Here is an 18217-nt window from a genome sequence, read left to right as displayed (position 1 = left end):
TCCTACTCCGTCTGCACCAGCCGCAGGGCACGGCGCAACAGGCGCAGTGCCCTGTCGGCGTGTGGCTCCAGCCCCTGCCAGTCGGCCTGGCCGTCGACGACGTAGTCGATGAGGTCGCTGATCAGGTCCGGGTCCTGGTCGCAGACCCCGGCCACCTGCCGGATGCTCACCGGACCGTCGGCCAGCATGGTCACCAGACTGCGGGCCAGCACCTCGGTGCGCGACCTCGCGTCGTCGGCGATGCTGGCGTAGGACTCGCCGCCTACCGTCGGCCGCAGCCGCTGCGCCGCCTCCTGGGTGACGCGAATCATCTGATGGAGCGCGAAGACGACGTTCTGGGCCGAGAAGGGCGCGGCCAGTACATGCATCTCGGTGACGATGTTGCCGCGCTCCAGCATGAACGTGACCCCGCGCCGCTCCCGGTTGAGCTCGTTGACCGCCACCCGGGCGGCGCGCCGGTGCTCGACCCCGCGCAGCGCCATCGAGCGCAGGACGACCACGGGGGACTCGGGGTGCAGCGAGACCATCACCACGGCGGCCTCGGTCCAGAACATGTACTCGTCGTCGCTGGCCCGGTGCGGCGGCTCGGTGACCCGCCCGACCGTGTCGTCGAGCAGCCGTCGCAGATGGTCGTGGTCCTCGGCCAGGACGGCCAGTGGCAGCGGGGAGACCTCGACAGGCGCGGCCGACGTGCAGCCGTCGACGCCGGTGACCTCCAGCCAGGTGGGGTGCAGCACCGCGTAGCAGTCGCGCAGGGCGCCACAAATGATCGCGGCGGCCTGGTCGACGTGACTGAGCGGCAGGACGATCTCATAGTCGGCGCTGCCGTGGCGGCGCCGCAGCCCCATCTCGCGAAGCGTCCGCATCGCCGGTGCTGACAACCTCAGTGTGTCCGGCAGATAAGTGTTGCTGGGGATGGTGACCAACAGTTCGCGCCGGTGCCGCCGCACGCTGGTCCACAGCGAGTCGCCGTCGACCAGCATCTCCTCGGCGGGGCGGATGAGGGCGAGTCCGCCGTCGGCGAGTCCGGCCAGTCCGTCGGCGAGCCGGGCCCGGAAGGCCCGCCAGTCGGCGTCCATCTGCTCGTCGAGGCCGGCGCCGCGTGACCCGGGCGGCTCGGTGCGTTCCACAGTGCTCATCTTCGACCCTTCTCGTGCTGACACTTCGAGGCTACGGAGGGGCTCCGACATTTCCGGCGGGCGTCGATGGCCGTGAGCCAGGGTCAGTTGTCGGGAGTGCCCCGACCCGACAGCTGCCGGGTGATCTGGTCGTAGGTGGTCTGGTCGAACGCCACCAGGAAGACCTCGTCGACATCAGAGCCGGCCGCGTCGATCGTGGCGATGGCGACGTCGATGGCGTCGTCCTTGGGCCAGCCGTAGATGCCGGCGCTGATCAGAGGGAAGGCGACCGAGGCTGCGCCCAGATCGTCAGCCACCTCGAGGGATCGGCGGTAGCAGGACTCCAGCAGGGCACGGTCTCGTTGGCCTGCGGCGTAATTGGGGCCGACGGTATGGATGACCCAACGGGCAGGCAGGTCACCGGCGGTGGTCCAGCCGGCGTCCCCGGTGGCCAGGCCGTGGGGGAAGCGGGCGATGCAGTCGGCCAGGACCGCGGGCCCGCCGGCGCGGTGGATCGCCCCGTCGACCCCGCCACCCCCGCGCATCCGGTTGTTCGCGGCGTTGACGACGGCGTCAACCTCGAGGGTGGTGATGTCGCCGAGGAGGGCGGTGATCTTCGGCATGGTGCCGAGTGTAGGAGGAGTCCCCGGCCCTCGTGGAGGCGCTGGCATCGACGCGTAGCATCGCGGCCATGGCCAATCGCGAACGGGACTCACTGACAGCAGCACTGCACGGCGTCCGGTCGCACGTGCTGGCACAACTCGAGGGGCTCACCGACGCCGACCTGCGTCGCCCGGTGCTGCCGTCCGGCTGGCACTGTCTGGGGTTGGTGCGACACCTGACGCTCTCCGACGAGCGCTACTGGTTCGAGGTGGTGATGGCAGGCGGATCGCTGGACTGGTGGCCGACGGCTGAGAACGGCGACTGGCTGGTGGGGCAGGACGAGTCGGCTGAGGACGTGCTCGCGGCCTACCGAGCCGCCATCGAGGCCTCGGATGCTGTGATCACCGCCATGTCCCTGGACGAGGCGCCACGCCGACGTGAGCCGCAGTGGCCCGAGAACCGGTTTGCTGACCTGCGCTCGGTGATGCAGCACGTCATCGTGGAGACGGCCACCCACGCTGGGCACCTGGACGCGGCCAGGGAACTCCTGGACGGACAGCAGTACCTGGTCCTGTGAGCCGCGCCCCGGACGATCGGCACCTGCACAGACGCACTCATCGGCGCCGAGGGACCTCACCCGAACGGGTGCCCACCCGCATGAGAACCGCCGCGGGGCACCCGTCCCGCGCGATATGTTGTGATGCTGACAACTGAAGGATGTCCGGGCTGCTGGCCCGACCCCGGTGAGTCGGCGTTCTGCGAGGGAGAGTTCTCATGAGAGTGGCGTCTGTTCCGTCCGGGCATTCCTACATCAGGCACCTGGCGCGCCTCGACGGCGGGGGAGTCACCCGACTCGCCGATCCCCGACCGCCAGAGGCGTCCAGCGAGCAGCAGTGGTGGCCACCGGTGATGCTCCAGCCGGGCTGGATCCGCGACAATGCCGAGGACTTCGACGTCATGCACGTCCACTTCGGCTTCGACGCGCTGAGCCCCGAGGACCTGGAGCGCGTCTTCGGCGAACTGCGGGAAGCCGACAAGCCGCTGGTGTACACCGTCCATGACCTGCTGAACCCGCACCACACCGACCCGGGTCTGCACCAGGCCGCCCTGGACGTCCTGGTCAGGGAGGCGTCCGCGCTGATCACCCTCACCCGTGGGGCGGCGGACGAGGTCTGGCGACGGTGGGGACGCTACGCCCACATCCTGCCGCACCCCCACATCGTGCCGTTCACCGACATGGCTGTGCCGCGACCCCGCAATGAGCGCCTTCGCGTCGGCGTCCATCTGAAGAGCCTGCGTCCCAACATGAATCCGCTGCCGATGCTGCCGGTACTGGCCGAACTCACTGGTGAACGCGACATGGACCTGGTCATTGACGCCCACACCGATGTCGTCACCCCGGGCATGCGCAACTATTCCGCGGACGTCGTCGAACTGCTCCAGGGGCTGGACCGCAGCTCGCACGTGCAGGTGCACGTGCACGACTACTACAGCGACGACGACCTGTGGGACTACTTCCGCGGCCTCGACGTCTCGGTGCTGCCCTACCGGTTCGGCACCCATTCGGGGTGGCTGGAGGCGTGCTTCGACCTGGGCACCCGCGTGCTGGCGCCCCGGATCGGCTATTACCACGACCAGGAGCCCGGCGTGCTGGGCTACCGCCTGCGCGAGGACGGCCACCCGGTTGCGGGCGACGTGGCCGTGGCCCTGGACGAGGTCGCCGCGCGGGTGCCGTGGCAGGCCGACATCGGGTGGCGCCGCACCCAGCGGGAGGTGCTGGCCGCAGCCCACGAGGCGATCTATGAGTCCGTGCGCGCCGGGGGTGCCGGATGAGGGTCGCGATCATTGCCCACGACAGGCACCCCATCGCCGAACCCTTCGCAGGCGGACTGGAGTCCTTCGTCTGGCACCTGACCCGCGGGTTGCGTCTCCGCGGACTGGACGTGACCGTTTTCGCCGGTCCGGGCAGCGACCCGAGCCTCGGCGTCGAGGAACTGCGGGTGGATCCGGTGCAGCTGAGCACCCTGGCCCGCGCCGACGTCTCGATGCCGGCCGAGAGGGTCGTCCAGGGCACCTTCGCCTACCTGGGCTGCATGCAGCAGATCGCCCGGCGTGGCGACATCGACATCGTCCACAACAACTCCCTGCACTACCTGCCGATCGCCCTCAGCGAACTGCTGCCCGTTCCGGTGCTGACCAACCTCCACACCCCACCGACCCCGTGGATCGAACCACCGCTGCGCGAACTCGGTGACGCCGCCCACGTGGTGGCCGTCAGCGCGGCGGTCGCCAAGCAGTGGGAGGGAATCGTGACGCCGCGGGTCATCCACAACGGGGTCGACCTGACGAAGTGGACCTACGGCGAGGGCGGCAGCGACCTGGTCTGGGTCGGCCGGGTCGTCCCCGAAAAGGCCCCCCACCTGGCGGCGATGGCGGCACGACTGGCCAACCGCAGGCTGCGGATAGCCGGTCCGCTGTCCGACGTGGCCTACTTCGAGGACGTGCTCCGTCCACTGCTGGACGACAGGATCACCTACGTGGGCCACCTGCACCCCGGGGAGCTGATGACACTGGTCGGATCGAGCGCGGTGAACCTGGTGACCCCGATGTGGGAGGAGCCCTTCGGGCTGGTTGCTCCCGAAGCGATGGCCTGCGGCACGCCGGTGGTGGCACTGGCTCGCGGCGGACTGGTCGAGATCGTGGCACCACCCGGCGGGGTGCTGGTGTCGGCGTCGGGTGATGAGCAGCAGACCGTCGACGCGCTCGCCGAGGCGCTGTCGAGGGCCGAGGCCCTGCCCCGGCGCGAGGTGCGTCGCTACGCCGAGACCCGGTTCGACCTGGCCGCCGTCGTCGATCGCTACATCGCCTTCTACGAGGAGCTGGCGTCGGCGTGATCGGCTACTACGTCCACCACCACGGACTGGGCCATCTGGCCCGCGCCCGCCAGATCTGCGCCCAGTTGGCCTCGCGCGGCCACGAGGTGGTGGGCTTCAGCAGCCTGACCCGCCCCGACCAATGGCCGGGGGAATGGGTGGACCTGCCCCTGGACACGCTGCCGCCCGGCGCCGTGGCAGCCCCCCTGGACGCGACCGCGGGCGGTGTGCTGCACTGGGCGCCGCTCGGTCACGAGGGCATGGGCGAGCGCATGTCCCTGATCGCTCGACGGCTGGCCTCGCTGGACCTGATGGTGGTCGACGTCTCGGTCGAGGTGGCCCTGCTGGCCCGACTGTTCGGGGTTCCCACCGTCGTGGTGGCCATGCGCGGGCTGCGCGACGACCGTCCCCACGCCGCGGCCTACGACGCCGCCACCGCACTGCTGGCGCCCTGGGCGTCCGAGTTCCCCGAGCCATGGTGGCCGACGGCGTGGATGTCCAAGACGGCCTTCGTCGGCGCCCTGTCCCGGTTCGACCACCTTGATCCGGCGACGGCGGGCCCTGCGGATTCCGGCGGCACCCGCCCGCGGCGGGTCCTGGCCGTCTGGGGCGGCGGTGGCAGGGACCTGCCGGACGACGCGCTCGCATCCGCGCGACGCGCCACCCCCGGATGGAAGTGGCTGTGGCGCTCGCCCACCGAGCCCTCACCGGACCTGTGGGCTGAGTTGCTGGACTGCGACGTGGTCGTGTGCCATGGCGGCAACAACACCGTCGCCGAAGTGGCCGCGGCACGGCGTCCGGCGATCGTGCTGCCCCAATCGCGTCCCTTCCACGAACAGCACCACACCGCCGACGCGCTGGCTCGCGCCGGGCTGGCGGTCACCGTGGAGCAGTGGCCGACACCCGAGCGGTGGCCCGGGTTGTTGGACCAGGCCGTCGGCATCGGAGGCTCCGGCTGGGGCCGCTGGAACCCCGGCGACGGGGCCGCCCGTGCCGCCGACGCCCTGGACCGACTCAGCCGGAAGGCCGACCATGACCAGTGACCTTGCCGTCGTCACCGTCGCCCACGGGCGCCACCAGCACCTGCGCCGCCAACGGCTGGGGCTGCTCGCCGGCACCCGGGCGCCGGTGGTCCATGTGGTCGTCAGCATGGGGGACCCCGCCATCGCCGCGGTGCTGGCCGAGGAACCCGGACTGCACACCGACCTGGTCTGGCTGGACGCCAGCGAGAAGTTGCCGCTGGCACGTGCCCGCAACGCCGGGGTCGCCCGAGCAGCGCAACTGGGCGCGTCCGCCGTGGCCCTGCTGGATGTCGACTGCATCCCCGAACCGGGCCTGGTGGGCGACTACACGTCGTTGCTCAGCCAGGTCCCCGATGGCGGGCCGGCGGTCATCTCCGGACGGGTGCGCTACCTGCCCGAAGGAATGACCGAGGCCGACTACACCCCCGAGCGTCTGGAACTCCTGGGCCGGGACCATCCAGCGCGGATCGTCCCCACTGAGCCGCTCGTCCCGGGCGACCCGACGATGATGTGGTCGCTGAACCTCGCGATGACCCTCGGCGACTGGGATGCGGTGGGGGGCTTCGACGATTCCTACGTCGGCTACGGGGGCGAGGACACTGACTTCGGTCAGCGGGTGGCGGCCGCCGGGGGCGGCATGTGGTGGACCGCGCGGGCCGGGGTCTTCCACCAGTGGCACCCCACCAGCAGTCCGCCGGTCCAGCACGTGGCCGACATCGTCACCAACGCCAACCTGTTCCATGCCCGGTGGGGCTGGTACCCGATGGGTGGCTGGCTGGAGAAGTTCCAGGAGATGGGTCTGGTCGAGTTGACCGACCACGGGTGGGCGCTGACCCGTTGACGCCGCCGCGTCCGTGACCCACAGTTGAGGGGAATCCCGGGCCGATGAGGACGCAGTGTGGCGAACTCAGCGCAGATCACCCATGGCCCGACCCCTCCGAAGGAACCGGACATGACGCGCGTTCGCATTGACCTGAACACCTCCCTTGACGGTTACGCCTCGGCGCCCGACCCGAGCCCCGACAACCCGATGGGCAAGGACTGGGGGCGCCTGACCGCGGCCTATGCCGCCACCCGCACCTTCCGCCAGCGCGTCCTGGGCGACACCAGCGGCGCCGGCACCACCGGCGTCGACGACACCTACGCGGCGGCCTACTTCGAGGGCGTCGGCGCCGAGATCATGGGGGCCGGCATGTTCGGCCTGCACTCCTACCCCGACGACCCGGACTGGAAGGGCTGGTGGGGTGATGAGCCGCCGTTCGGCGCCCCGGTCTACGTCCTGACCCACACGGCTCCGCGGGCGTCGATCGCCATGCAGGGCGGGACGACCTTCCATTTCCGCGACGCGCCGCTGCGAGACGTGCTCGCCGAGGCCGCCGAGGCCGCCGGCGGGCTGGACGTGCGGATCGGCGGCGGCGCCGGCACCGCCCGGGACTTCCTGCGCGCCGGTCTGGTCGACCGTCTGCACGTGGGTATCGCCCCGATCCTGCTGGGTGGGGGCATCCGGCTGTGGGACGACCTGCGCGGCCTGGACCTCACCCACACCGTCACGAGCGAGGTGGCCGAGAGCGGCACGATTCACGTCACCTTCACGCGGGTCGCGGGGGCGGGCTGAGGACCTTGCGCCCGGCGACGATCGGCGCGAGGTGCTCAGTGTCGACGCGCGTCCAGGACGGCGTCCAGCAGCGCATCGGCGACCTGCCGCTTCGTCCCGGCGCTCTGCGCCACGACCTCGTCGGTGGCGTCGAGGATGGTGAGCCGGTTGTCGGGGGTCTCGAAACCCTTGTCCCAGCCAACCTCGTTCACGGCCAGCAGATCGACACCCTTGCGGCGTCGCTTGCGTCGTCCACGCTCGAGCAGTTCGTCGCCGGTGGCGGTCTCGGCGGCGAAGGCGACGATGGTCTGGCCGGGGCGCCGACGCACGGCCAGACCGGCGACGATGTCCTCGTTCTCGACCAGGGTGAGGGTGGGCGGCGTGCCGTCCTCCTTGGTCAGCTTGTCCTGGGACATCTCGGCCACCCGGTAGTCGGCGACGGCGGCGGCCATGATGATGACGTCCGCCTGCTCGGCCGCCTGGCGCATGACGATCGACAGGTCCGCCGCTGAACCCACGGTGGCGATGTGGATGCCGGGTCGTTGGGCGTCGCGCAGGATGTCGCCGTCGATGGTGGCGGCGGCCAGCAGCACCCTGGCGCCCCGCTCGGCGGCCGCGACCGCGAGCGCCACGCCCTGGCGGCCGCTGGAGCGGTTGCCCAGGTAACGGACGGGGTCGATGGGCTCGCGGGTGCCGCCCGCGGACACGGCAATGGTGAGTCCGGCCAGGTCATGGCGGGCGTTGATGATGGCGAGCGCGGCTTCGTGGATGGCCTCTGGCTCGCTCATCCGTCCGGGACCGGAGTCGCCACCAGTGAGCGGCCCGTCGTCGGGGCCGATGACGTGGACGCCGCGGGATCGCAGGGTCGCCATGTTCGCGCGGGTGGCATGGTGGTTCCACATCTCGGTGTGCATGGCCGGCGCGATCAGGATGGGGGCGGTGGTGGCCAGCAGCGTCGTCCCGAGCAGGTCGCCGGCCAGTCCGGCGGCCATGGCGGCGATGGTGTTCGCCGTGGCCGGGGCCACCACCACCAGGTCGGCCCGCTGGCCCAGCGCAACGTGGCGGACCTGCGGGACGTCGTCGTGCACCGACGTGGTGACCGGGTTCCGCGAGATCGCCTCCCACGTGGGCCGCCCCACGAAGCGCAGCGCGTCCTCGGTCGGGACGACGTGCACCTCGTGGCCGTCTCCGATGAACAGCCGGACCAGGTGGACGGCCTTGTAGGCGGCGATACCGCCCGTGACACCAACGACGATGACCATGGGTCAGATTCTCGCACCGCCGGCTCGGACCGGTAACCTGCCTGTCCATGTGCACCGTCGTGATTCGCGTGCCCGAGCCGGGCACCGGGCCGGTCCGGATGTTGGCCGTCCGCGACGAGGACCCGCAGCGGCGGTGGCGTCCCTGGGGTGCGTGGTGGCCGGACCTGCCCGCGGTGCACGGGGTCATGGACGAACTCGCCGGCGGGGCGTGGATGGCGGCGGACGACTCGACGCTGGCGGTGCTGCTGAACCGTGGCGGGGGGACGAACGGGCCGGTCTTCACCTCACGCGGGTCGCTGGTGCTGGACACCGTGGCGGGACGTCGGCTGCCCGATCCGCTGACGACGCTGGGGTTCAACCTGGTGCAGGTCACCGCCGAGGGTGCCCGGGTCACCTCGTGGGATGGTGGCGTGCCTCGGGTCGTGGAGTTGGCGCCCGGGACGCACATGGTCGCCCACGACGACGTGGACGACCCGACGACCGCTCGGATTGCCGCCTGGCTGGGGGAGTTCACTGCTGCGTCGACTGATGTGGATGCGGACGGGCGCTGGTGGGACGACTGGCTGTCGGTGTTGGCCAGGTCGACGGAGGTCGGTCCGCTGGATGACCGGGCGATCATCCGTGACAACCGGGTCCATGGTTATCCGACGTTGTCGCTGTTGGTCGGTGTGGCGTCGGTGGGGGAGGGCGAAGTCGAGGTGCGGATGGCGGAGCTCGAGGAGCCCGGGCGTTGGAACGCGCTGGGTGTGTAGGTTCACATGGAGTGTCAGTTGTCATCGACACACGGAATCCGATGAATACCGCGACAGTCCGCGCGAGTCGTCACAGATACTTGGGCAAGACTCGTGCAAATGTGTCGCCCATAGTCACGAGCCAGTGGACAAGTTCTTGCGATTGGCCCGCTTCTAGGAAATCGCCGGAACGAGAGACGACGAGCTTGGACGCCTTGCGGTCAGGTTTATCATCCCACTGGAGGACGAAGCCAAGCTCTGCTTCTATGACGTCACGCTGGGCGAGCAACTTCCCGTAAAGGTCCTTGTCGTTGTGAATCCAGAAGAGAGCGGTGACAAGCTTCTTCTGGGAATTTACCTGTAGGGAGATCTGCCCACGAGAGTCTCCGAGGCTCACGTCATACCAGTGTTGAGGGAAGGGCTTGCGCCAAGTAGTGATGTTGGTCGCATGCACTTTGCCATAGCCCCGTACCCGCTCGAAGAATTCAAGCTGGGCATCCTTCACAGACATGCGCCTTGCGGGCCTGAGTCTAGGCGTGGTCTTGCTGCGGCGCGCACCTATCGCCTCCGGATCGAGGTCAAGACCAGCGGCTTCCGCAAGTTCTTCCGCTCGGATGTACTGTTCAGGATTAGCGTGACCTTGTGCATCGAACACGAGTCCCTCACCCTCGAGGACCACTCGCGGGTCATCGGTGCGGCCGGGCTCGCTCCACCGGAAACCAGCCGAGATCGTCCCGCCGATCTGTAGGACTCTCCACGCGTTGGTCATCGGGAAATTCGCGATAATTGCGGCCAACGGTTGGGCCCAGGTGCCGGCCACGATTGCGACCTCGCCGTACGAAGTCCAGCGCCCTGCCGGGATCTCGGCGACGATCGCGGCGACTTGGCTGCGGAGCGCAGAGGGTTCGTCGCCAACAGCGATGACGCTTTCGTCCGGACCTGGCCACAGTTCGATGACTTTTTCTGCCAGTTCAGTGCTGCGGGTGTTGATTTCGTAGACTCCCCACGTGGCGTGGGCAGCGATCGCCTGGTTCATCGACACGCCACTCTTGGCCAGCAGCTCACGCTTCTCGACGAATGGCTTGTTGCTGAGTTCGCTGTTGTAACCGCTAAGGGTGAGGTTGCCGAGGGTGTGCACGACACGCTCATGTTCGTAGGCGATGTCGGCGTCGGCGCCGAAACCCTCCGCGAACGTCTCACGCACGGAGTCGGTCATCGTTTGGGGCAGGACGTGTTCGATTGTCAGGTGCTTGGGGTCGAGGTGGACGATCTCCTTCGCTCGGTAGGCTTCTTCGAGCCATTGGAGTATGAGCTTCTTTTGCGTTCCACGCCCCTGCCAGTAGAAGGCAACCGTCTGAGCGGCCTCGCGAACCTGTTCGTCGGTCGCGAAGTACTTGCGGCCGCGGGAGAGGTATTCGCGCAGTGCGACGTCAATATGATCCGCATCACTGATCGATCCAACTGCCTGGAGGAGTGTGCGATTGAGATTTGCGGTGGCGCGTCCGATCACGACGCGCCGAACGAAGTACGACTCGAGGTACGTGAGAGCACGCACAACTTCATCATCGGTAGCAGTGCCCGCTGCGCGCCTGTCGAGGATCCGCATGACCACCGGATACGCAGTCGTGGATCCCCAAGCCCTGATCCTGGTGAGACGGCGGCTTATCTCTACGTCTTGCTCCGTCGCAGGCTTGAGAATCGTCGCGAGCACATCGCCCAGCTTGGCAATACGAATCACCTCAGCCTCCAACTCATCGATAGTCGTGAGCCTCTCAAGCCGATGCTGCTGTCCGATGTAGGTATCCGACTGTTTCGCACGGTCATCGCGCTGAGCTAGGTCGAGCCAAAATAGCAACTCAAGGTTTTCAGCGTCGAGCTTCTTCTCCAAGGGAAGCCAGACGGTGTCATAGACTGCCTCTGCGCGGTCTCCAAGACGCATGAATAAGTAGTTCTTGAGCAAGTCACTCTGCGTCAGACGAAGACCAGTGTTGTTGAGTGACTCGAAGATGCGGTGCGCGTTGTCGGACGGCTCGGCTGTGACGACAACGAGCGCGAGACCACGTACGATGGCGGCCTCGAGTAGCTCGAGGTCATGCGGATCATCCGGATCGTCGCTCGCGGCGATCTTCGACCGGAAGAACCGATACGCATCTCCAACAGCGTCTTCCCCACCAGCCTGGGGCGTGCGGTTGAGCACCGCCTTGTAGGCAGGTCGATCTGTCTGAGTCGGCATGACCTTGAGCGGCTTTCCGTTGTCAAAGACATTGATCAAATATTGAGCGTCGATGCCGTTCGCCCGTTCGGCTTCCCCGGTCTCGATCAAGTGATCCCGGAGCGCCGCTAGCAGGAGTGTGAGGGTGGTCAGGCGCTGTTGACCGTCGACGACAAGGAACTTGTTGACACCGATGGCCCCGAAGTCAGGGCTGCTTGCCAGAACGAGGGAGCCGATGAAGTGCGAGGCCTTCGGGTCCTCGGCAAGGGTGCGCTCGAGCTCGACAATGTCTGACCAGAGCTGACCGAGCTGCTTCTTGCCCCACGAGTACACGCGTTGGTAGAGCGGAACCTGGTACTGCTTCTTGCCCTCCAGAACACCTGCGAGGGTCCCGTTCTCCGCTCGAACCACAAATGCCTCCCTCTAATACCGTATTGGATCGAGCCTACATGGCGAGCAGTCGTGGGCACTCCGCTCTTGGTCATGATCCGCGTACCCACATGGGCCCATCTACCCTGTTCAAGTGGCTCATCACAGAAGGCGATGGATCAGGGGTCGGAACCGCCCGCGTCGAGTAGGCGTCTGGCGATGTAGTTGACGGTATTGCGGAACCCTTCGGCGGTGCCTCGCAGGTGTTCAAGCAATCCGTGGATGGCTTCGGTGGGCCCGTTCGAGCTGCCGGGAGGGTCGAAGAACGCAAGGGTGTCCTCGCGGCGCCTCTTCAGGGTCTGCCCGAGCGAGCGCAGCTCCTCCAGGCCTGCCGGGACCCGCTCCGGAGGCTGGTGATCAGCCTTGTCATGATCGTCTCCCCTCGGCCGGTTCGGTGGCTTGGTAGGCGTCGATGACGTCCTGGTAGACGCTCCAGGTGACCTCGAAGGCGACATGGCGCTCATCGGCCAGGACCTTCGCCAAGCGGTGCTGCTGGTTGTCGGTGAGGCTGGCGCGCGTGCGGGCGACGCGGAAGATCGGGTCATCGGAGCGGCCGCGGTGGCCCAGCGTTCCTGCTGGACGCGTTGCTCTCAGCGGGTGGCCTTGTCCGCGACCAGGGCCCCGACGTTGGAACGGATGATGCCGAGCCCGGCATAACCCTGCTGTGACGACGTCCTGGTTATGCCGATGTGGGCAGTTCGAGGCGGTTGTGGGGTGGGATGAGGCAGCTGGGATGTCGGCATGATCAGGGCCGTCGAGGAAGGCCTGGCCCGGAGGGTGTCGTCAGTGACGGTGTAGCGCCCGGCATGGGCGCCGGTGGGTGGTGTCCGTGCGAGGGCGTCTTCCTTGGTCTTGATATGGCGTGGAGGTAGGCCTGAGTGGTCTTGCCCAAGAGCGGGATGACGGTGTTGTCGATCCTGGCGTTGAGCAGCCGCATGACTGCGGTGTGCCCCAGGACGTGGGCAATGACTCTCTTTCCGGTGAGGATCGGGCAGGCTGCGGTCGCGCTGACCATGTGGAGCGTGAGGCGTGCTGTGACAGCGTCGTGACTCATCCCTGTTCCATAGCGGGTCGGGAACACGACAAGCAGCGCGGCGAAGAGTTCACGTCTGGTCGTGGTTGATCTTGATCTCGCGCAGAATTTCCCGGATGGGCTTCTCCAGCGCCAACAGGCCGGCAAACTCGTCGTCGCAGATCACGGCACCGACAACTCTGAGTATTCGAGCACGCGCTCGAACTGTGCGCCCGTGAGGCGTATACACGAGGACCTACAACAGTCCAGTCCGGATACATCACAAAAAATATCATCGACGACTGACCCTTCGCCTACGAGAGGCAACGGCCAGGACGGTCGTTGCGACCACAACCAGAAGGCGGAGATGTTGCCCGACTGGTCGGGTTCGTGTCCCTGGGTGAGCACGAGGAGCGGCCCACCACCCAGGCAATCAGCGTGGCACTTGCATCGGCACCAGAGGGGCGAGATACGATCAGGCCACCGTGCCTCAGGTGAACTTGTTTCTCGACGGAGTCCATGGCGGAGCAGAGTCGAAGTGCAGCGATGTGGACGAGGTGGACAGATGTGCGTGTCGGGAGGAGGCCAACCGAGAAATGACGAGCCCCCAAGCTGTTGAGAGCGATTTCACCCTCGGAACGTTGCGGACGACCGCCAGCCACACGATCGGCATTCCCCACCTGGTGGAGCTTTTGCGCGAGGTGCCGGCTGATGCGCCCGCCGAGCAGTACCGCGAGGCGGTAGTCGACGGCAATATTCTGGGCCGACCAACCCAGGCCGGTAGGCAGCGCTCGTTCCGTCACCTGCGCGAACTCTACTTTCTCGACCCGCAGCGCCCGGAGTTCGCGGCGCTGCGGTACTTCTGGGAAATCGACCCCTCGTCACGCCCGCTCTTGGCGGGACAACTGGCCTTCACCCGCGACGAGGTGCTCCGTGCTTCATTCGCCGCGATTGCCGCACTGCCTGCGGGTTCAAGCGTGACATCGGCAGACCTAACCACTGCCGTGGCCGCACAATTCGGCAGCGAGATGTCCGAGTCGACGCTCGGCAAGACCGGTCGCAACACGGGCGCCTGCTGGACCCAGACCGGCCATCTGGCAGGGCGCGCGAAGAAGGTTCGTACCGATGTGGAAGCACGTCCGGTGGCTATCGCATATGCGGCGTACCTAGGACACCTCGCTGGCGGCCGGGGCCTTGGTGTCCTTGACAACCCGTGGACGCAGATCCTCGGGCTCGCACCCGGCCGCTCCTTGGAGGCATTGCGCGCTGCGCACACCCAAGGACTCCTCGACCTGCTCGTGGCGGGCAATGTCGTGGACGTAGCGTTCCCAGCCTTCGGGGGTGGCGCATGAGCCGCGTCTCCGATCTCATTAACGCCTATAAGGCCGAGTTATCCCTGACCTGGAAGGACACCGTCTCAGGTGGGGAGCGGGTGTGGATGCTCGTCTACCCACCGGACCTTGAACGCCAGATCCGCCACGCGCTCCCGAGCATGGAGTTGGCGACTGCCCAAGCGAGCCGCGGCTGGGTGGTCATCGACGTCACTGATGACTTCGGACGCTGGCTGTCGTCGCACCGTCACGCTGAGGCGTTCTACGAGGAGCCTAGCGACTTGACGCAATCGATTCTCGACCAGTTCGAGACGACGCTGGTCACCCGCATTCGCGAAGCCCTCGAAGCGGCTCCCGCGAACGCAGTCGTGACGCTCGTCGGTATCGGCTCAATCTTCCCGTTCCTGCGAGCGTCGAGCGTGATCAAGTCCGTCGATTCAGCCGTGACTGGCCGCCTCCTCGTGCTTTTCCCCGGGCTTCACGACCCGGAGACTCATTCATTCCGCTTACTCGACGCGCGCGACGGATTCAATTACCGCGCCCGCGTCATCGACCCGCAGAAGGACCTCGCGTGACGATCAACAACGACCTGTTCATCCGGCATCCGCTGAGCTTTGAGATTCCGAACGACGGCGTGACCAATGTCGACCGTCCCGAGGACTCCAACCAGTGGGACGTCCTCAAGTACGAGCTGCAGAGCTTCGTGTGCGAGGGCGAGTACGAGCACGGTCTGCAGCGCATCCTCGACTCGTACACTGGTCATCGGAACCGGACGACGCAGCCCGCGGTGTGGGTCTCAGGCTTCTACGGCAGCGGCAAGTCTCACCTTGTTCGCGTGCTTCAGCACCTGTGGGCCGACACGAAGTTCCCGAACGGTGCGACCGCCCGGGGACTGACCAATATTCCGCAGGGCATCCAGGACCAGTTGACGGAACTGACAACGCTCGGCCGTCGGGATAGTGCCGCACCGTGGGCAGCGGCAGGTGCACTTGATCGCAGCGGCGACACGCTCAACTCAGTATTCCTCTCGATCGTCCTCGGCGCGGCTGGACTGCCCACCCGCGTTGCGCCCGCCCAAGTGGCGCTATGGCTCGCAGGCAACGGGCACCTCGACACGGTCCGTGAGCATGTCACGGCCAATGGAGGCGACCTCAACGAGGAACTCGCCGAGTACAACCTCAGCACACTGTTGGCGAATGCCATTCTCGCCTCCGATCCGGAGTTTGCGGCATCGGCCAAGGACGTGCGCGCTGCGCTCCGCAACCAGTTCCCACCGGACACCCGCTCGTTCTCCACCGACGAGACGATCGCGCTGCTCAAGAAGATCCTTGAGTACGTAGGTGATGGCCAGCTCCCGCCGTCGCTGATCGTCCTCGACGAGGTGCAGCAGTACATCAGCGGCGACGGCGGCCGGGCGATGGAGGTGCAGAACCTCGTCGAGTCGGTGTCGCGCGAACTCAACGGTCGGGTGCTACTCGTCGCCACCGGCCAGCAGGAGCTGACGGCCGATTCCACGCTCCAGAAGATCCAGGACCGCTTCACCGTCAAGGTCGTACTCAAGAACCAGGACGTCGATGCCGTCGTCCGCCGCGTGCTGCTGAGCAAGGAGCCCGCCAAGAAGCCCGGGCTTGACAGTACGCTCTCTTCGGTCGCCGGGCAGATTTCCCGCCAACTCATCGGCAGCAAGATTCAGCACACCGCGGTGGATGACAAGGACCTCGCTGAGGACTACCCGCTGCTCCCGGTACGCCGTCGGTTCTGGGAGAGTGTGCTTCGCCAGGCCGATGCCGGCCGCGCTGGTCAGTTGCGCTCCCAGCTTCGCATCGTGCACGAGGCGAACCGCAGAGTCGCCCCCGAGTCGGTGGGCACTGTCGTTGGATCGGACTTCCTTTACTCCCAAAAGAACGAAGACCTCAACGGCGCGGGTTTGCTCCTCAAGGAGACGCAGACACTCATCCACGAGCAGGGGCAGAAGGACACTCTGCGCGGCCGCATTCTCGGGCTCATCCACCTCATCGGTCTGCTCCCGACATCGGGTCACGGCGACATCGGTGTCCGCACCTCGGCAGACCATCTCGTGGATCTGCTCGTCGAGGACCTCGCCCACGACGGCGACCGGCTCCGGCAGCAAGTCCCCGCAGCGCTCCAAGAACTCGCCGAAGAGGGCATACTCCAGCAGGACGGCGAAGAGTTCCGTCTTCAGACGAAGGCCGGTCGTGAGTGGGACGAGGCACTGCGCAGGCACCACGCGCAGGTGACCGACAGCGAGGTGAGCACGGAGCGCGACTCGCTGTTGCTAGCGGAGGTCAACCGGGCTCTGCCCGCGACGATCCAGCAGGGTCACGCCAAGGAATCGCGCAAGCTTGCGCTGCACGCCGACGCCTCGCTCCCGCCGGCCTCCGATGCGATCCCGGTCTGGCTCCGCTCGGAGTGGGACGAGGGAATCACGGCGAAGCAGTTCGACGAGGCCGCGCGCAGCCTCGGCATCGAGTCGCCGATCGTCCTCATCCACCTTCCTCGTGTCCAGGCTCCGGCGTTCGCGGCAGCGGTCCGCAACAGGATCGCTGCGCAGCGCGTGATCGACCAGCAGGGAATCCCGCAGGACGACGAGGGCAAGCAGGCACGAAGCGCGATGCAAACCCGCCTCAACCGCGCGACGGACCAGGCGAATGCCCATGTCCGTGACGTGATCTCCAAGGCGAACGTGCTCCTCGGGGGCGGTACAGCTCCGAACGGGCTCTCACTGCGCGAACACATCGAGGCCGGCGCACAGTCCGCCGCGACCCGCCTGTTCCCACGGTTCTCCGAAGCTGACGACACCCGGTGGTCGGTGGTTAGGGATCGAGTGAAGAACGGGTCGGCAGCCGATGCGCTGAAGGCCCTCCAGTTCGATGCCGACCCTGAGCAGCATCCCGTTGTCAAAGAAATTCTCAGCCACGTCGGCCCGGCAGGCACGTCCGCGAGTGACGTCGAGAAGGCCGTGACATCGAAGCCGCTCGGCTGGCCGCGCGACGCGCTCATGGCCTCGCTCGGCGTGCTCCTCGACACCGGCGTGATCCGCGCGACGCTCAACGGTAGTGACGCGACCACGGCAGATGTACTCAAGCAGACCCGCCTCGGCAACGTGCAACTCCGCCGCGAGGTCACTGTGCTCAAGCCCGCCGAGAAAATCCAGGCACGCCAAGTGCTGAGCAACCTCGGCTTCCCGACCGACAACGACCGACTCGTGTCGGCTGTCGAACAGGCCGTCAAGTCGCTCGTCGACCGCGCGAGGGGCGTGAGTGGGCCTGCTCCGCTCCCTGACATCACCGTGCCAGGCAACATCCAGGTGATCGTGAGTGCGTCTGGCAACGACCGCGTGCACGCCCTGCTGGCAGCGAAGAGTGACCTCACGAGCTTCAACGACCAACTCGGAGACCTGGAACGCAGATTCAAGAGCCGCACGCCTTCGCTCGAACTGGCGCATTCGCTTGCATCCGCGACCACGGGGCTGGAGCCCGCGTCGGCGGCCCGTGGACGGCTCGACGCGCTGGCCGCGAGCCGCGATCTCCTCGCCGACGCCGATCCAGTCGCCCCGATCGTCAAGGAACTCGCGGAGGCCCTCCGCGATGCCATCCACGAAGCAGCCGTTGCGCTGCGCGACGCCCGCGCAACGGCTGTAGCAGGCCTCGAACAGCAGCCAGCATGGACGGCTCTCGACGATGCGAAGCGCGAGGCTCTCCTCATGGAACATCATCTCGGCACCGAGGCGGCCCCCAACCTTGCAGATGCGGCAGCCGTGCTGAAGGCGGCGCAGGCTCGACCGCTCCAGGGATGGACCGCTGAACTCGACGCCATCCCGCAGCGGGCCTCGCGGGTGCTGGAAGCGGCTATTCAGCTCACAACACCTGCGGCGAAGATGACCACGGTGAGGGTCGCGACGGCGAACCTGAGCAGTGCCGACGAGGTTGAGCGCTATATCGAGGCCCTTCGGACGCAGCTTCTCGACGCCCTGAACAGCGGTAGCGACACTGTGATGGTGAAGGGCTGA

General features: G+C 67.1%; 15 protein-coding genes. 10 read left to right on the top strand and 5 right to left on the bottom strand.

The window, feature by feature from the left end; genetic code table 11:
- Positions 1-2: 2 nt before the first annotated feature.
- Both IPV09_RS05915 and IPV09_RS05910 read right to left on the bottom strand, forming a co-directional pair.
- A complete protein-coding gene (locus tag IPV09_RS05915; RefSeq protein ID WP_207474313.1) occupies positions 3-1139 on the bottom strand; it encodes a hypothetical protein in 1137 nt (378 codons plus the stop codon).
- 83 nt (positions 1140-1222) lie between these two features.
- Entirely contained in the window at positions 1223-1741 is a 519-nt protein-coding gene (locus IPV09_RS05910) for an O-acetyl-ADP-ribose deacetylase (RefSeq protein WP_207474312.1), read from the bottom strand.
- A 68-nt stretch (positions 1742-1809) separates the two neighbouring features.
- On the opposite strand from IPV09_RS05910, the gene IPV09_RS05905 reads away from it, so the two are divergent.
- The 6 genes from IPV09_RS05905 (at position 1810) to IPV09_RS05880 (ending at position 7231) form a co-directional block, all read left to right on the top strand.
- Entirely contained in the window at positions 1810-2298 is a 489-nt protein-coding gene (locus tag IPV09_RS05905; RefSeq protein ID WP_207474311.1) for a DinB family protein, read from the top strand.
- 197 nt (positions 2299-2495) lie between these two features.
- Positions 2496-3554 (top strand): glycosyltransferase family 1 protein, encoded by a 1059-nt coding sequence (locus IPV09_RS05900; RefSeq protein WP_207474310.1) that lies wholly within the window; start codon positions 2496-2498, stop codon positions 3552-3554.
- A complete protein-coding gene (locus tag IPV09_RS05895; protein WP_207474309.1) occupies positions 3551-4615 on the top strand; it encodes a glycosyltransferase in 1065 nt (354 codons plus the stop codon). Before IPV09_RS05900 ends, IPV09_RS05895 begins: the two co-directional genes overlap by 4 nt.
- A complete protein-coding gene (locus tag IPV09_RS14620; RefSeq protein ID WP_207474308.1) occupies positions 4612-5637 on the top strand; it encodes a glycosyltransferase in 1026 nt (341 codons plus the stop codon). Before IPV09_RS05895 ends, IPV09_RS14620 begins: the two co-directional genes overlap by 4 nt.
- Positions 5627-6457, top strand: a complete 831-nt coding sequence (locus IPV09_RS05885; RefSeq protein ID WP_207474307.1) for a glycosyltransferase family 2 protein — start codon at positions 5627-5629, stop codon at positions 6455-6457. The genes IPV09_RS14620 and IPV09_RS05885 overlap by 11 nt, the downstream gene beginning before the upstream one ends.
- Positions 6458-6568: 111 nt before the next feature.
- A complete protein-coding gene (locus IPV09_RS05880) occupies positions 6569-7231 on the top strand; it encodes a dihydrofolate reductase family protein (RefSeq protein ID WP_207474306.1) in 663 nt (220 codons plus the stop codon).
- A 35-nt stretch (positions 7232-7266) separates the two neighbouring features.
- Here IPV09_RS05880 and coaBC read toward each other — a convergent pair whose 3' ends face one another.
- Complete coding sequence (gene coaBC, locus IPV09_RS05875) at positions 7267-8472, bottom strand: bifunctional phosphopantothenoylcysteine decarboxylase/phosphopantothenate--cysteine ligase CoaBC (RefSeq protein ID WP_207474305.1); 1206 nt, start codon at positions 8470-8472, stop codon at positions 7267-7269.
- A 47-nt stretch (positions 8473-8519) separates the two neighbouring features.
- Here coaBC and IPV09_RS05870 point away from each other — a divergent pair, with 47 nt between their 5' ends.
- Positions 8520-9224, top strand: a complete 705-nt coding sequence (locus IPV09_RS05870; protein WP_207474304.1) for an NRDE family protein — start codon at positions 8520-8522, stop codon at positions 9222-9224.
- A 70-nt stretch (positions 9225-9294) separates the two neighbouring features.
- Here IPV09_RS05870 and IPV09_RS05865 read toward each other — a convergent pair whose 3' ends face one another.
- Together IPV09_RS05865 and IPV09_RS14615 are read right to left on the bottom strand one after the other, a co-directional pair.
- The gene (locus IPV09_RS05865; RefSeq protein ID WP_207474303.1) at positions 9295-11826 is read right to left on the bottom strand and encodes a DUF4268 domain-containing protein; all 2532 of its coding nucleotides are present in this window, start codon (positions 11824-11826) and stop codon (positions 9295-9297) included.
- A 137-nt stretch (positions 11827-11963) separates the two neighbouring features.
- Complete coding sequence (locus IPV09_RS14615) at positions 11964-12170, bottom strand: transposase (protein WP_370590239.1); 207 nt, start codon at positions 12168-12170, stop codon at positions 11964-11966.
- Between the two features lie 1282 nt (positions 12171-13452).
- Between IPV09_RS14615 and IPV09_RS05855 the strand changes: the two genes are divergently transcribed.
- From IPV09_RS05855 to brxC, 3 genes are read left to right on the top strand one after another with little or no spacing between them, the layout of a single operon-like run.
- Complete coding sequence (locus IPV09_RS05855; protein WP_207474301.1) at positions 13453-14208, top strand: hypothetical protein; 756 nt, start codon at positions 13453-13455, stop codon at positions 14206-14208.
- The gene (locus tag IPV09_RS05850; protein WP_207474300.1) at positions 14205-14762 is read left to right on the top strand and encodes a BREX protein BrxB domain-containing protein; all 558 of its coding nucleotides are present in this window, start codon (positions 14205-14207) and stop codon (positions 14760-14762) included. Before IPV09_RS05855 ends, IPV09_RS05850 begins: the two co-directional genes overlap by 4 nt.
- Complete coding sequence (brxC, locus tag IPV09_RS05845) at positions 14759-18217, top strand: BREX system P-loop protein BrxC (protein ID WP_207474299.1); 3459 nt, start codon at positions 14759-14761, stop codon at positions 18215-18217. The genes IPV09_RS05850 and brxC overlap by 4 nt, the downstream gene beginning before the upstream one ends.

The organism is Tessaracoccus sp. SD287 (assembly GCF_017355265.1).
GTDB lineage: Bacteria > Actinomycetota > Actinomycetes > Propionibacteriales > Propionibacteriaceae > Aestuariimicrobium.
This window is presented reverse-complemented; position numbering and strand designations above follow the sequence as displayed.

Bases quoted from the DNA above. Each gene is read 5' to 3' on its own strand.
- IPV09_RS05910 (WP_207474312.1), bottom strand. From the start codon at position 1,741: ATGCCGAAGATCACCGCCCTCCTCGGCGACATCACCACCCTCGAGGTT.
- IPV09_RS05880 (WP_207474306.1), top strand. From the start codon at position 6,569: ATGACGCGCGTTCGCATTGACCTGAACACCTCCCTTGACGGTTACGCC.
- IPV09_RS05900 (WP_207474310.1), top strand. From the start codon at position 2,496: ATGAGAGTGGCGTCTGTTCCGTCCGGGCATTCCTACATCAGGCACCTG.
- IPV09_RS05855 (WP_207474301.1), top strand. From the start codon at position 13,453: ATGACGAGCCCCCAAGCTGTTGAGAGCGATTTCACCCTCGGAACGTTG.
- coaBC (WP_207474305.1), bottom strand. From the start codon at position 8,472: ATGGTCATCGTCGTTGGTGTCACGGGCGGTATCGCCGCCTACAAGGCC.
- IPV09_RS05885 (WP_207474307.1), top strand. From the start codon at position 5,627: ATGACCAGTGACCTTGCCGTCGTCACCGTCGCCCACGGGCGCCACCAG.
- IPV09_RS05915 (WP_207474313.1), bottom strand. From the start codon at position 1,139: ATGAGCACTGTGGAACGCACCGAGCCGCCCGGGTCACGCGGCGCCGGC.
- IPV09_RS05870 (WP_207474304.1), top strand. From the start codon at position 8,520: ATGTGCACCGTCGTGATTCGCGTGCCCGAGCCGGGCACCGGGCCGGTC.
- IPV09_RS05905 (WP_207474311.1), top strand. From the start codon at position 1,810: ATGGCCAATCGCGAACGGGACTCACTGACAGCAGCACTGCACGGCGTC.
- IPV09_RS05850 (WP_207474300.1), top strand. From the start codon at position 14,205: ATGAGCCGCGTCTCCGATCTCATTAACGCCTATAAGGCCGAGTTATCC.
- IPV09_RS05895 (WP_207474309.1), top strand. From the start codon at position 3,551: ATGAGGGTCGCGATCATTGCCCACGACAGGCACCCCATCGCCGAACCC.